The 13,298-nt window shown below is 38.9% G+C and carries 13 protein-coding genes; 5 read left to right on the top strand and 8 right to left on the bottom strand.

Annotated features, from left to right (window positions below):
• Window positions 1-44: 44 nt before the first annotated feature.
• Window positions 45-1,340: an aminopeptidase P family protein gene (locus ABJN95_RS04300; RefSeq protein ID WP_348368766.1), complete on the top strand. Its 1,296-nt coding sequence runs from the start codon at window positions 45-47 to the stop codon at window positions 1,338-1,340.
• A gap of 20 nt (window positions 1,341-1,360) precedes the next feature.
• Here the strand turns inward: ABJN95_RS04300 and ABJN95_RS04295 are convergent, their stop codons facing one another.
• Window positions 1,361-2,059 carry a response regulator transcription factor gene (locus tag ABJN95_RS04295; protein ID WP_348368765.1) on the bottom strand — a complete coding sequence of 233 codons (699 nt, stop codon included), beginning with the start codon at window positions 2,057-2,059 and terminating at the stop codon, window positions 1,361-1,363.
• Window positions 2,056-2,877 carry a sensor histidine kinase gene (locus ABJN95_RS04290; RefSeq protein WP_348368764.1) on the bottom strand — a complete coding sequence of 274 codons (822 nt, stop codon included), beginning with the start codon at window positions 2,875-2,877 and terminating at the stop codon, window positions 2,056-2,058. The genes ABJN95_RS04295 and ABJN95_RS04290 overlap by 4 nt, the downstream gene beginning before the upstream one ends.
• Window positions 2,878-3,103: 226 nt before the next feature.
• Between ABJN95_RS04290 and ABJN95_RS04285 the strand changes: the two genes are divergently transcribed.
• A complete protein-coding gene (locus ABJN95_RS04285; RefSeq protein WP_348368763.1) occupies window positions 3,104-4,276 on the top strand; it encodes a metallophosphoesterase in 1,173 nt (390 codons plus the stop codon).
• Window positions 4,277-4,345: 69 nt separating this feature from the next.
• Here ABJN95_RS04285 and brnQ read toward each other — a convergent pair whose 3' ends face one another.
• Window positions 4,346-5,641, bottom strand: coding sequence for a branched-chain amino acid transport system II carrier protein (gene brnQ, locus ABJN95_RS04280; protein WP_348368762.1), 1,296 nt, complete (start codon window positions 5,639-5,641; stop codon window positions 4,346-4,348).
• Between the two features lie 349 nt (window positions 5,642-5,990).
• Here brnQ and ABJN95_RS04275 point away from each other — a divergent pair, with 349 nt between their 5' ends.
• Window positions 5,991-6,209 (top strand): hypothetical protein, encoded by a 219-nt coding sequence (locus ABJN95_RS04275; protein WP_348368761.1) that lies wholly within the window; start codon window positions 5,991-5,993, stop codon window positions 6,207-6,209.
• Window positions 6,210-6,448: 239 nt separating this feature from the next.
• On the opposite strand, the gene ABJN95_RS04270 is transcribed toward ABJN95_RS04275, so the two are convergent.
• The 5 genes from ABJN95_RS04270 to thiL form a co-directional block, all read right to left on the bottom strand.
• Entirely contained in the window at window positions 6,449-7,237 is a 789-nt protein-coding gene (locus ABJN95_RS04270) for an alpha/beta hydrolase (RefSeq protein WP_348368760.1), read from the bottom strand.
• Between the two features lie 2 nt (window positions 7,238-7,239).
• Entirely contained in the window at window positions 7,240-7,491 is a 252-nt protein-coding gene (locus tag ABJN95_RS04265; protein WP_348368759.1) for a hypothetical protein, read from the bottom strand.
• Window positions 7,466-8,140: a hypothetical protein gene (locus ABJN95_RS04260; protein ID WP_348368758.1), complete on the bottom strand. Its 675-nt coding sequence runs from the start codon at window positions 8,138-8,140 to the stop codon at window positions 7,466-7,468. Before ABJN95_RS04260 ends, ABJN95_RS04265 begins: the two co-directional genes overlap by 26 nt.
• A 67-nt stretch (window positions 8,141-8,207) precedes the next feature.
• Window positions 8,208-9,332, bottom strand: a complete 1,125-nt coding sequence (locus tag ABJN95_RS04255; protein WP_348368757.1) for a helix-turn-helix domain-containing protein — start codon at window positions 9,330-9,332, stop codon at window positions 8,208-8,210.
• A gap of 56 nt (window positions 9,333-9,388) precedes the next feature.
• Window positions 9,389-10,438, bottom strand: coding sequence for a thiamine-phosphate kinase (gene thiL, locus ABJN95_RS04250; RefSeq protein ID WP_348368756.1), 1,050 nt, complete (start codon window positions 10,436-10,438; stop codon window positions 9,389-9,391).
• Window positions 10,439-10,587: 149 nt separating this feature from the next.
• On the opposite strand from thiL, the gene ABJN95_RS04245 reads away from it, so the two are divergent.
• Window positions 10,588-11,826 (top strand): choice-of-anchor B family protein, encoded by a 1,239-nt coding sequence (locus tag ABJN95_RS04245; RefSeq protein ID WP_348368755.1) that lies wholly within the window; start codon window positions 10,588-10,590, stop codon window positions 11,824-11,826.
• A 2-nt stretch (window positions 11,827-11,828) separates the two neighbouring features.
• A complete protein-coding gene (locus ABJN95_RS04240; RefSeq protein WP_348368754.1) occupies window positions 11,829-13,175 on the top strand; it encodes a hypothetical protein in 1,347 nt (448 codons plus the stop codon).
• Window positions 13,176-13,298: the final 123 nt, after the last annotated feature.

Genomic DNA, 13,298 nt, shown 5'->3' with positions numbered 1-13,298 from the left:
ATACTATTCGTAATTCTTACATTTAGACAACAAAAGACATACCGATGAAGTACGATCAAATTTCTAATGCGCTCTTTAGAAAGAACCGTAAAAAGTTTATGGCCAAAATGCGGCCGAAAAGTATTGCGATTTTTAATTCTAATGACATATATCCAATAAGTGCAGACAGTACCATGCCTTTTGAACAGCATCGCGATATTTTTTATCTGAGTGGAGCGGATCAGGAGGAAACGATACTAGTTATGTTTCCTGATGCGATGGAAATGAAACATAGGGAAGTACTTTTTGTAAGGGAAACCAATGAGCATATCGCTATTTGGGAAGGCGAAAAGCTGACCAAGGAAAAAGCGACTGAAGTATCAGGTATACAAACCATTTATTGGCTTTCCGATTTTGACAAAGTCTTCTTTGATTTGATGACGGAAGCTGATACGGTTTACTTCAATACCAATGAGCATTATCGCCAGGCAGTGGAATTACAGACGCGCGAAGATCGTTTTATTCTAGAGTGCAAACGAAAGTATCCGGCGCATGGGGTAGCGAAGAGTTTTCCAATACTTCAGGAAATTCGTGGCGTCAAAGAACCTGAGGAAATTGCATTGATGCAAACGGCTTGTGATATTACAGAAAAAGGTTTCCGTAGATTGTTAGGCTTTATAAAACCGGGCGTTTGGGAATATGAAATAGAAGCCGAATTGGCCCATGAGTTTTTGAGAAATCGCTCGAAAGGATTTGCCTATGCACCAATTATTGCTTCCGGAAATAATGCTAACGTACTTCACTATTTAGAGAACAATAAGCAATGCAAAGATGGAGAACTAATTTTGATGGATGTCGCTGCTGAGTATGCGAATTACTCTAGCGATTTAACCAGAACCATTCCTGTAAACGGAAAATTTACAGCAAGGCAAGCAGCGGTTTACAATGCCGTGCTTAACGTAAAAAATGAAGCTACAAAAATGTTGCTCCCCGGAACACTTTGGGCAGAATACCACAAAGAGTGTGGTAAAGTAATGACTTCCGAACTATTGGGTTTGGGATTGTTAGACAAAGCTGATGTGCAAAATGAAGACAAAGATTGGCCAGCGTATAAAAAGTACTTTATGCATGGCACAAGCCACCATATCGGGTTGAATACTCATGACTATGGTGCACTAAAAACGCCGATGCAGGCCAATATGGTTTTTACCGTTGAGCCCGGAATTTATATTCCTGAAGAAAAAATGGGCGTGCGAATTGAAGACGACGTGGTAATTCAAGAAAAAGGAGAGCCGTTTAATTTGATGGCGAATATTCCGATTGAGGTCGAAGAGATTGAGGAGTTGATGGCAGCTAAGTAAAGTGTAATCAACCGATAGCGCTATCCTAATAGTTTTGCAATATTCATCTTATATACCTTGCCAATAGGAATAACAGCGTCTGTAACAAAAATCCGATTCCCTTCAATACTCTTGATGTGCTTGGGCGCAACGGCAAATGACTTGTGCACTTGGAGTAACCCTTCGACTTCTAATTTGGAGAGTAAATCTGAAAACTTTTCGCGAACGGTAATAATTCCCTCAGAAGTACATACTTTGGAATAGTTTCCTGCCGCCTCTAAGTACCTAATGGAACCCAAATCGATTTGAACCGATTTTTTATTTTCCCTTAGGAAAATGGTTCTAGGAGAGGGGTTAATTTCCTTTATCTCAGGAGTCGGTGATTTTTGTTCCGAACCTACAGCCTTATGAACGGCTTTAAGAAAACGTTCAAAACCAAAAGGTTTTAACAGATAGTCTGCGATATTTAGTTCGTAGCCTTCGAGGGCATGTTCTTGATAGGCGGTAGTTACAATAACCTTAGGGGGGTTAGCAAGTGTTTTTAAAAACTCAAAACCTTTTAATTTGGGCATGTTGAGGTCTAGAAAAATCAAATCGACCTCGTTGGTATTTAAATATTCGAAAGCCTCTAAGGCGTCATAACAATCTTTGAGCAGCTGCATATTCGGCAATAGGTCACAGTACCCCTTAATAATATCATGGGCAATATGTTCGTCATCAACAATCAGGTAGCGAATCATAGTGGTTTTAAAGATAATTGGGCCTTATAAATAGTGGCTTCTTTTATTAAGGATAACGTATGAGTATCAGGATATGCCAATGCTAACCTTTTTTTTAGATTTATCAGACCTATTCCGGTTTCTGCGGATACTTCTGAGGCATCAAAATTGTTCGCTACCGTAAAATTAATCTTCTTTTCATTGGCAACTATAGCTATACGAACAAAGGCATTTTCCCTTAAATTTTCAACCCCATGTTTAAAGGCATTTTCTAAAAGTAAGATAAAAAGTAAGGGCAATATTCTCAGACCTTCATGCTGAATAGTTTCTTTGAACTCTATATCAATGGTTTTGTGATAGCGCATTTTATGTAGGGCAATATAATTTTTGAGATAAGCTACCTCTTCTTCGAGCGTTACTTGTTGTCGTTCTCCTTGGTAAATACTGTAGCGCATCATATCTGAAAGTTTCAAAATGAGGTCTTGTGCCTTTTGTGGATTCTTTCCAACCAAACCATAGAGGTTATTCAAGGTGTTGAAAAAGAAATGTGGACTTACTTGACTTTGCAAGTGTAGCAACTCATTTTTTGCGGTTTCATTCCTTAAGTTCAAAACAGATTTCAATTGGTTAATTACCCAAATAATTCCGAGAACCAGTAATATTCCATAATACGACATTACCATAACGGCCACCGCCGATGGATAGTCAGCAAGAAATACGACGGAGTCCTTACCTAATATGATAAACTCGTAGGCGAGAACCGCTAATGGGATAGCGATTGTCAACATCACAATTGTTTTAGCCCAAAGCCAGCTGTTCAGTTTTAAGATGGAAATCATAGCACAAAAGTAAAAGATTCATTAGGCTGTGGAAGTAAATGTGATGAACATACCGCTTACTGGGTTGTAAAGAACCTAGTTGGTGATAAAATCACTTGGTCGCTCTCAACAGCTTAGTTATATGAAGCGACGCTGTGTTTGTCACATTTCTTTTGAAGCAATGTGTCACAAGAATAAGTTTGCCTTGTCAATCAAAAGTCGAATATCAATTATAAAATTTGTCAAAATGAAGAAAAAGGTGCTACGCTATTTAAAACATGTTATTATTACTTTAACAGTACTCGCAATTATTGCCATATCATTTGGTCTTTATCATGGCGCTAGCGCAAGCTATGCCCATAACCCATCAAGATTAGCATTTGATGGTGAAGGACCATATGTTTTTTATAAAAATGACACTGTAGTAGATGTCAATTATATTAGAGGAAATAAAGAAGAGGGTTTTTATTTAGATCAAACCGAATATACGACCCATGCATCGATTGCCGCAAAATGTTTTTTTGCACTAGATTCAACGCGTTTTGATTTTGTTATCAAGTCTAATTTTAAAACTCCAAAAACAAGCTATAATGACAAAAATAAAATATTGGCAGTCTCTGATATCGAAAGTGGCTATAAAGCTTTTCGAGATTTTTTAATCAACAACCAGGTTATCGACCGAAATCTGAATTGGACTTTTGACCAAGGCCATTTGGTTTTGGTGGGTGATTTTGTAGATAGAGGCTTCTCTACAACACAAGTGATCTGGTTTATTTACAAATTGGAGCAAGAGGCTCAAAACCATGGTGGACAGGTTCATTTTATAATAGGGAATCATGAGCTAAAAAACATGTATGGTGACCACCAAGCAGCATCTCTTAAATACACGTTTGTGGCATCAATTTTAGGGAAAACACAATCCAATTTATATGACTCCAATTCCTTATTGGGGAAATGGTTGTCTAGTAAAAATGCGATAGAATCTATTAACGGAACTCTTTTTGCACATGGAGGTCTGCATCCCGATGTTTCAAATATTGACATGTCTCTAGAGGAGATAAATGGCCTTATTCGAAGCAACTACTACACGGCGCCTTATCCAAAACCGAATGAGAGTGACAGTGATTTGCTGCTATCATCGAAAACGGGAATTTGCTGGTATCGGGGTTACTTCAAAGATGATTTAACGCAAGAAGAGATCGACAAACCACTTCTGAAGTTTAAAGCCAAAGCCATAGTAGTAGGTCATACTGTTCAATCAAAAATTAAGAGTTTCTACAACGGTAAAGTAATAGGAATTGATGTTAGGCACCCAAAAGACTATCATAAAAATTGGCCAAATAAAAAATCGGAAGGATTGTTAATACAAGGGGGTAACTATTTTAGAGTTTTTAACGATGGATCGCAGGAAGCATTATAACGAAGAAGTATGCTATAGTCAAAATATTGACTTACATCTGGGTCGAATTCAAAAACCCGAGCAATGAAATTATGCCATACTTTTTTCTCTCGTTAGCAAATTGGTTACTACAAAAATCATCAATGCTGGTAACACCCATCCCATGCTAAACTGGTTTAGCGGAATGAACTCTTGTACTCTAGCAATGGCTTCACCCATACCAACACTAGCTAAAAAATCAGGAATACTAAATAAAATGGTAGTAACAACCACTGCTTTAAAAACCGTAGGTGTAGCAAATCTTTCAGGAACAACATTCAATAAAATCAATACAATGGTAATCGGATAGATAATCATCAGCGCTGGAATTGCGATTATGATGATCGAATGAAAATCAAGTTGGCCTACCAAAACACCCATCGTACAGGCTAAGAAACCGGTAACACGATACGCTCTTTGAGAATTTTTAAACAATCCTTTAAAATAGTCTGCAGTACCAGTGACAATACCAACAGCTGTGGTAAAACACGCCAGGGCAATTAAAATGCTAAGCACTTTATTTCCAAAAGCACCAAGGGAAGCCAAGCTAATTCCTCTAAGTAGATTTGCTCGTTGCATATCACTACTAAGTGCGTTGTCGATTGCTATATCAGCTCCGAAAAAGGAACCCACGGAAATCAATCCGGCATAAATTAATAATAAACCCAACCCGGCAATGAATCCTGATTTTCTAATGATATCCTTTTTTGCCTCGAAAGAAACGTGGCCTCTTAAATTCAACGAAATGATAATGACAGCTCCAACTACAACTGCACCTATAGCATCGAAGGTTTGATAGCCTTCAAGAATACCGCTAACAACAGGGGTACTAAAATTTGAAGGATTCATTAAGCCATCTGAGGAAAATAAGCCGATTCCGATGACGGCGGTAAGCATCAAAACAATAATAGGAGTCAAAAACTTTCCGATAAAACCTAGAATTTTGGACCGATTCAAAACGAATACCAATACCAAGGCAAAATAAATGCTACTGGTTAATAAGGGACTAGTGCCAAATGCCGGATACACTGCAATTTCATGTGTTGCAGATGCCGTTCGCGGAGAAGGTATGGTAATGGAGATAAGGTAAACGATAATGCAATACACCGTACTAAAGATGGGCGATACCTTTTTGCCAAAATCATACATGGTGCCTTGTAGTCTCGCGTGGGCCAATATACCTAAGATCGGAATGATCACTGCCGTAATCATGAATCCAAAGGTCACCCATTCCCAATCTTCTCCTGCATTATACCCTAAGAGGGGAGGTAATAATAAATTGCCCGCTCCAAAAAAAAGTGAGAAAAGGGCGAAAGCTGTAACAAAGGTTTCTTTGGTATTGTTCATAAACCTAAAAATTGGTTGGAAAGATAGCAAAATACTTTTCACCGGGTTTTACTTATTTATGATCTAAAATTTCTTGCCAACTTCAAACATGATTTTAAAAGTAGTTGATAGTGAAGGTGTTACTTCAACCTTGCAAAAAGATGCTCTTTGACAGGTAAAAATATCCGTTTATCGAAAAAAATGTAGTTCATCGAAAATACCGTCTGAATCGACTAACACGTCCAATAAAAAATAAGAAGCCTACGTTCTCTACATCTAAGTGTTTTTAAGGAGCACTTTGAAGTGACCCAAAATTTATCAAAACGTTTCGTTGTCCCAAACTCTGAAACCGTTTCTTAAACCTACAAGCATGAAAAAAGTATTTTGTAACCTTTTCGGACATCACTACTCCGTATCAAAGAAAGTTACGCTGCACATCAAAGAGTACAAATGTATTCACTGTGGTAAAGAAGTTACTACCGACGTCAGCGGCAATTTATCAACCTTAACACCTGAATTGCAGGATATCAATAAAACTTTAGAAACCATATATCAAAAAAGACATAGAGCAGCTGAACAAGCTGCATAATGCTGCCCCGAAGTATTGGGATGTCGGCATCTACTATGCTGTGGCAAACGAATTCTAAACTCAAACGCGTTTCGAATTCAACGTTTATTCCCGGAAATTAAGTTAGCTCCACTACTCTTGCCTGTCGTTCGCCCCACAACAGTTAGAAAGGATTGCGCTTAATCTTCTGGGAATTTTTTTTTGAAACCAAAAGTATTTCCAGTCCTGATACAAATCAGATCAGGCGCTTCTACACTATTTTATTGAGTGCCTCGCTCGAAATTTAGAATCATTCTATCAGTCATCTCTTCCAATTCCAAGTCGGGAAGGTCATGACCCATATTATTAATCCATAAACTATCAGCTTGGGCCATGGCGCGAACCATTTTTTTGCCGTGCGAAATGGGCATTACCGGGTCTACTTCTCCATGAATAACCAAAGTTGGAATAGGAAGCTGGCTAAGCGCTTCATATCGAGATTTTGAATTTAGAATTGCCACATAATGGTGCCGTGCCGAAATTAATTTGTAACCATCTCGCTCTTTCAGATTATAGAGTGAAGTTTCGGCCATAGTTCTCGTATCTATTTCACCGGTAGCTTCACCCATCAATATGCGTTTCTGAATGATTTGGCGTTTGATCTGTCCTTTTTTGCCTCCGAAAAAGCCATGTTTCAAAATGGCGCTAATCATTTTTGGAACAATTTTATTCGACATCGGAGGAAGTTCTGAATCCATAACATGGGCAGATGACATAATAGATGTTAAACTAGCTGTTCGCTCTGGGTTTTCAATGGCCACGATTTGCGCAATCATTCCGCCCATAGAAACCCCTATCACATGAGCTTTTTTAACGTCTAGGGTGTCTAATATTGCAACAACGTCATCTGCCATGTCGTTTAACGAATAGGCCTTTTTCTTTTTCCATTTTTCCTTAGACGTTGATAAGCCAGTGCCTCGATGATCATAACGAATAACTTGGTATCCACGATCAACAAGATGGGCAATGAAATTGGGCGGCCAACTTAAGGCATCATTTCCATTCCCCATAATTAGTATAACAGCTCCTTTTCTAACACCTTTTGTTGTATGCTTTCAAACCAAATGCTATGGCCTTGAGCAGTAGCAAACCCCGTTTCTCCTTTAATAATTTCAGTAAAAGGTGTCTTTACCACCTGGGTGATAATTTGTTTTTCTTCTTTAGATAGTTTGGGTATAGACGCACAGGCATTACATATCAAACTTGCCAACAATGGCAAGAAAGAAAGAGCAATGATTTTAAGCGCTTTTTTTGAGACTAGCATTTTTTCTACGGCGATTTTTTCTGTAAAAATACACGATAAAACTTATTGCCAACAAGGTGCCGAATATCGATGGGAGAAATTGACTATAAGGGTGGTATTGGGGAAATACGGTGCCGACAAAGGCAGATAAAAGCGCAGTGAAAGCGGCCACCATTTTATATATATGTTCGTATAGCCAAAGTTTTCTATATCTGCTTTTTGGAATAAGATAGCGTAAAAAGTCGTAGGTCACCAATAGGAACAAGGTTCCCAGAGTGCTATAAATTATAACAGGCGCCCAAAACATGCCAATCGTTTTGAAATAATAAAGAAAATAAATTCCTGATGCTACAGCCAATAAGGCCACAAGAATATCTAGAAGTTTTGGGGTATTGGATTTTAATTTCAAAATTCGATATCCTGAAAAAGCTTCATAGCCACTTAACAGGGTTATTACCAATAGAAAAGTATTGACCTTAAAAACAAAAACCCCTATTAATCCGGTAGCTATGACAAACGCTACTAAAAATAGGAATATTTGCCCACTCCTGTTATGTGTTTTCCCGCCTTTCCGAGCCGCCATGGCAACAACCCCCATAATCAATGCCAGAGATCCTGCAATCACGTGAACTATTATATTAATTTGATGTGCTACTGTATAATCACTCATAATTTTTGAATATGAGCAAATGTCTATAAGAGAATTGTTTCATGCGACCCAGCCAATCGGCTGAATCCTATTTTAGAAGATTTTTTTTGAATTCTGATGGCGATACCCCTGCGTACTTTTTAAAATATCGATTAAAAGAAGATTTTGATTTGAACCCACAATCAAAAGCGATTCCAAGAATAGATAACTGGTCAAATTCTGAGGAGCTTAACCTTACTTTTACCTCTTTCACCCGGTATTGGTTTACAAAATCATAGAAGTTCATTTTGAAATGTTGATTTATAAGTTGTGAAAGTTGCGCTTGCTGTAGCTTGCATGTTTCAGAGAGCGTTTTTAAGTTTAAGTTTTCATTCAAATAAGGCCTTTCCGTTTCCATAAATTTTGAAAGCTGTTGAGCCAAATCTTCGATCTTATTTTGATCCAATCCAGACTTTGAATACGATGCCTTAGCAGTACGCCTTTTTGAAACGGGAAGCTCCGTATTTGAAAAAATAGCCGTTTGTCGAAAACCATAAAACCCGAACGCAAGAAGCATTATACTCAAAAGAATACCCACCGAAGCAAAAGCATTTTTTAGAGACAACAAATCGAAATGGATGGCTCCGAAAATTAAGAAAGAGGCCAATAGAAATAGCATGAGATAAGAATAGACCACATAATTCAACCATCTTAGACTAATGTTTTCATCAAAAGAAAAAAGATTTGCAATCCTCCCCATATGTTTTCTCAAGAGAGCTAAATCCCAAAAGGAATAAAGAAGACCTGAAATTGCCAACGGTATGGCATAGTATTCTGTAAGAATACCGGCTTGTCTTGAAAAACCAAGAAATCCGTTCATGGCTTTTATTTCTACACCCACCATTTCCTTAAAAGCAAAAAACAGAAATACATATATTGGATATATGCTTAAATGGATCACCGCTGTCTTCAAAGAAAACCCATAACCTGTGATGGTTTGAATGTATAGAAATAGAAGAGGAGCACCAAGCAGTGGAAGTGCGAAAGCGAGAATTGCCCAAATGCCTGATAATTCAAAATGATAAATATTAACCAAGTAAAAGGTAATTTGAAGTAGGGTAGTAGCAATCCATGATAAAAATAAATAGTCTTCCCGTTTTTTCTGCCGTTTAAAAGACAAGAGCATCAACATAAAAACTCCTATTCCTAGACCGGCATTCAAAAAAAACTCCATAAAATTGCTTGAAACTTATTAGTACAAGCTAATCAATTCTGAGAAAATCAAAGCGCTTATTCTGATTCAAAAGAATTCCAACCCTGTGCTGATAAGGGTATTTTGGTATTTGCCCTAGTGATCAAATGCGCTCCCTCCTCAGCTCCGGTCATATGACCGATAACCGATAAATTTGGGTTCCCTTTAATCTTGTCGAAATCAGATTGCGCAAGGGTAAACAATAATTCATAATCCTCACCTCCACTCAAGGCGACCATGGTACTGTCTATATTAAATTCTTCACAGGCAGAAATAACAGTGGGATCTAAAGGAATCTTATCTTCGTACAAATTGCAGCCTACCTTACTGTTTTGGCATAGGTGTAAGATTTCAGACGATAGGCCATCGCTGATATCGATCATTGAAGTCGGCTGAACTCCAAGTACTTTTAACAAGCCTGAAATATCTTTTCTAGCTTCGGGTTTTAGTTGGCGTTCTACAATATAAGAGTAGGGTTCTAGATCGGGCTGACTGTTGGGGTTGACTTTAAATACTTCCTTTTCACGTTCCAATACTTGAAGGCCCATATAGGCCCCTCCCAAATCTCCCGTAACTACCAACAAATCATTTGGTTTTGCACCCTTTCGGTATACAATATTTTCTTCATTGGTCTCTCCAATAGCCGTAATGCTAATTAGTAATCCGGTGGTTGATGAGCTTGTATCGCCTCCTACCAGATCAACTTTAAACTTTTTGCAGGCTAGGGCAATTCCCGAGTACAATTCTTCAAGTGCCTCCAATGGGAAACGGTTCGACACCGCTATTGAAACCGTAATTTGAGTGGCCGTGGCATTCATAGCATAGATATCTGAAAGGTTGACCATAACTGCCTTGTAACCCAAATGTTTTAAGGGTACATAGCTAAGATCAAAGTGAACACCTTCTATGAGCAAGTCTGTTGAAAGCACTGTTTTTTTATTCTTGAAATCAAGAACAGCCGCATCATCACCAATACCTTGTATCGTAGATTCTTGTTGTATTGGAAAATCTTTGGTCAAATGGTCAATAAGACCGAATTCGCCTAATTTTTCTAAGGAAGTGCGTTGCCTATTTTTATCTTCTAGCATGGTGCAAAAGTAGAAGTATTACCGCAAGCCGCAATAAATATTCGATCTTTTGTAGGGTAATCAGAGGTTAAACTGTTGTATTAACAAGTAGGGGTAACAAGGCCAAAACATGATATGCTTTATCTTTACTAGATTAAATAAAAATTGCAATGAAAAACGCTATTTTCTTAGGAATAACCCTGCTACTGTTTTTTGGATGTTCAAGTGACGATAGTCCCGATAGTACAGATACAAATAATTTTGGCAACGATACCAATGTCCTTATGACGGTAACGCCTTGTAATAATGGATTAGCAGGGGTTTACCCCTGTAGTGGATATGATTTCGTCGGCCGCATTCCAGTAGCAGATTTTGAAGGGCAATCTGCCAATGATATTTGGGGTTGGACCGATACTAGCACGGGTAAGGAGTATGCCATTATGGGTCTCGATAACGGTACTGTTTTTGTAGATATTTCAGACGAAGAGAATTTGGTTTATTTAGGGAAACTACCCTCTGCAGGCGAACCTATTTCATGGCGCGACCTAAAGGTGTATAAAGATCACGCTTTTATTGTGTCTGAAGCTCCAGGTCATGGGATGCAGGTTTTTGACCTGACCAAATTGCGTAATGTGAGCAATCCTCCAGCAACTTTTGAGGCTGACACCCGGTATACCGGTATTGGAAATGCACACAATATCGTCATTAATGAAGATACCGGCTTTGCATATGCAGTGGGCACAGCGCGTCGAGATGCTTTTAACGGGGGAGCACATTTCATAAACATACAAGACCCTAAAAACCCAACCGCTGCTGGAGGTTATGGCCTAAACGGGTACTCACATGATGCTCAGGTAATAACGTACAATGGTCCTGACGAAGAATATACGGGCAGGGAGATTTATATCGGGGCCAATGAAGACGTGGTAATTATAGCAGATGTAACTGATAAAGAAAATCCGCAAAATATTTCTAGCGTAACCTATCCCAATATTGAATACACGCACCAGGGTTGGTTTACCGATGATCAGCGCTATTTTTTACTAGGAGATGAGTTAGACGAGGTAGAGCGAGGTTTCCAATCGCGAACCTTGATCTTCGATTTTACTGACTTGGACAATCCTGTGCTACATGATACCTATTTGGGCCCAACAAGTGCCATTGACCACAATGGTTATGTAAAGGGTGATGCATATTTCTTAGCCAATTATACCGCAGGAGTACGTGTTCTAGATATTTCTGGCATTGCGAACAAGTCGATTTCTGAATCTGGGTTCTTTGATACCTTTCCTTCTAGTGATAATGCCCAATTTTCAGGAGTTTGGAGTGTTTATCCTTACTTCGAAAGTGGCAAAATCGTTGTAAGTGACATCAATTCGGGTTTGTTCATTATTAGAAAATCGAATTAAGATTGAGGAAGTTTCTTTACATACTTAGCTTGTTGTTTGCTTTTGGATGTACTAAAGACACCGAGCTTATAAATAGCAGTGAGATTCCTAAAACTTCGTTTATAGGTGAGGTAGCTTGGTTGAAGAGTTTTGGTGGCTCAGAAGATGATACCGCCAGGGCTGTCATTGCAACCACTGATGGTGGGTACGCTGTCTTTGGTTTTTCAAATAGCACAGATGGTGATTTGAACGCGAAAAATTTAGCGGTTAATGACTATTGGTTACTCAAAATTGATGCAGAAGGAACATTGCAATGGAGTAAAACTTACGGTGGAAGCAAAGATGACCGAGGGCAGAGCCTAGTACAAACCCAAGATGGTGGATACGCTTTAACAGGATACGCCATGAGTAGTGATGGCGACGGCAGTGTGAACAAAGGGTTTCATGATAATTGGATTCTAAAGTTAGATGCAACTGGAACTATTGAATGGGAAAAAAGTTTCGGATTTTCAGGGCATGATCATTCGTATGACCTTTTGGAAACAGAAAATGGAGGATTATTTTTCGTAGGGTTTTTAGATATTACTTCGGCCAGAGCAGATGGCAATACTGAAAAAACGAATTCGGCAGTTAGACATGGGGTGGGAGAGTTTTGGGGTACAAAAATAGACGCCAAAGCCAATGTCGAGTGGCGAGGGTATTTCGGAGGCACCAATAATGATCGTGCACACGCTGTAGTGCGAGCGGACGACGGCGGTTACGTAATGGCAGGCTTTACAGAGAGCAATGATTTCGATATCGCGAATTCAAGAGGCAGTTATGATTTCTGGGTAGTTAAAGTTGATGATAAGGGCAACCTGGTTTGGGAAGGTTCTTTCGGGGGAACCGGAATTGAAAGAGCTCAAGACATTGCTAAAACAAAAGATGGCGGTTACGTAATTACAGGAAATACGTTTAGTAATGACACCGATGTTTCCAGCAACAATGGAGAATCTGATATTTGGTTGCTTAAGATTGATGCGAACGGAACTAAGGTTTGGGATAGAAGTTATGGCGGTTCACAGTTTGAAGACGGTCAAAGCGTTTCGTTGAGCAAAGATGGGGGTTTTATTATAGTTGGGAATTCTAAAAGTATTGACATTGACTTGAATGCCAATGCTGGTGAAAATGACATCTGGCTTGTGAAAACAGATGCCAATGGTAATATGGAATGGCAAAAAACCTTTGGCGGTGCCGGACTTGACTTTGGGTATGACGCCCTGGAGACCGAAGATGGGGGCATCGTTTTAGTTGGAGAAATGTCAAGTGAAGATTTTCCAAATCTGCAAAACAAAGGAAAATCAGATGCGGTGATCATCAAACTTAAATAGCAAAGGTATAGCTAAGTGACTATCCTAAAGCATAACCCAGGCAAAGTCGTGGATCTTCTTCCCAATTTGAAAAAAATAACTTCGCTTCGCTGCATTTTCTACCATAGAAAACCCCTATTTCAA

The sequence above is a fragment of the Maribacter sp. genome (genome assembly GCF_039974175.1).
In the GTDB taxonomy this organism is placed as follows: Bacteria; Bacteroidota; Bacteroidia; order Flavobacteriales; family Flavobacteriaceae; genus Maribacter_C.
The sequence above is the reverse complement of the archived record's forward strand: the minus strand, read 5'-3'. Positions and strand labels throughout refer to the sequence as shown.

Excerpts from the sequence above, each read along its gene's own strand:
- ABJN95_RS04255 (WP_348368757.1), bottom strand. The coding sequence starts at position 9,332 with ATGGAGTTTTTTTTGAATGCCGGTCTAGGAATAGGAGTTTTTATGTTG.
- ABJN95_RS04245 (WP_348368755.1), top strand. The coding sequence starts at position 10,588 with ATGAAAAACGCTATTTTCTTAGGAATAACCCTGCTACTGTTTTTTGGA.
- ABJN95_RS04275 (WP_348368761.1), top strand. The coding sequence starts at position 5,991 with ATGAAAAAAGTATTTTGTAACCTTTTCGGACATCACTACTCCGTATCA.
- ABJN95_RS04295 (WP_348368765.1), bottom strand. The coding sequence starts at position 2,059 with ATGATTCGCTACCTGATTGTTGATGACGAACATATTGCCCATGATATT.
- ABJN95_RS04265 (WP_348368759.1), bottom strand. The coding sequence starts at position 7,491 with ATGCTAGTCTCAAAAAAAGCGCTTAAAATCATTGCTCTTTCTTTCTTG.
- ABJN95_RS04270 (WP_348368760.1), bottom strand. The coding sequence starts at position 7,237 with ATGGGGAATGGAAATGATGCCTTAAGTTGGCCGCCCAATTTCATTGCC.
- brnQ (WP_348368762.1), bottom strand. The coding sequence starts at position 5,641 with ATGAACAATACCAAAGAAACCTTTGTTACAGCTTTCGCCCTTTTCTCA.
- ABJN95_RS04300 (WP_348368766.1), top strand. The coding sequence starts at position 45 with ATGAAGTACGATCAAATTTCTAATGCGCTCTTTAGAAAGAACCGTAAA.
- ABJN95_RS04285 (WP_348368763.1), top strand. The coding sequence starts at position 3,104 with ATGAAGAAAAAGGTGCTACGCTATTTAAAACATGTTATTATTACTTTA.
- thiL (WP_348368756.1), bottom strand. The coding sequence starts at position 10,438 with ATGCTAGAAGATAAAAATAGGCAACGCACTTCCTTAGAAAAATTAGGC.
- ABJN95_RS04260 (WP_348368758.1), bottom strand. The coding sequence starts at position 8,140 with ATGAGTGATTATACAGTAGCACATCAAATTAATATAATAGTTCACGTG.
- ABJN95_RS04290 (WP_348368764.1), bottom strand. The coding sequence starts at position 2,877 with ATGATTTCCATCTTAAAACTGAACAGCTGGCTTTGGGCTAAAACAATT.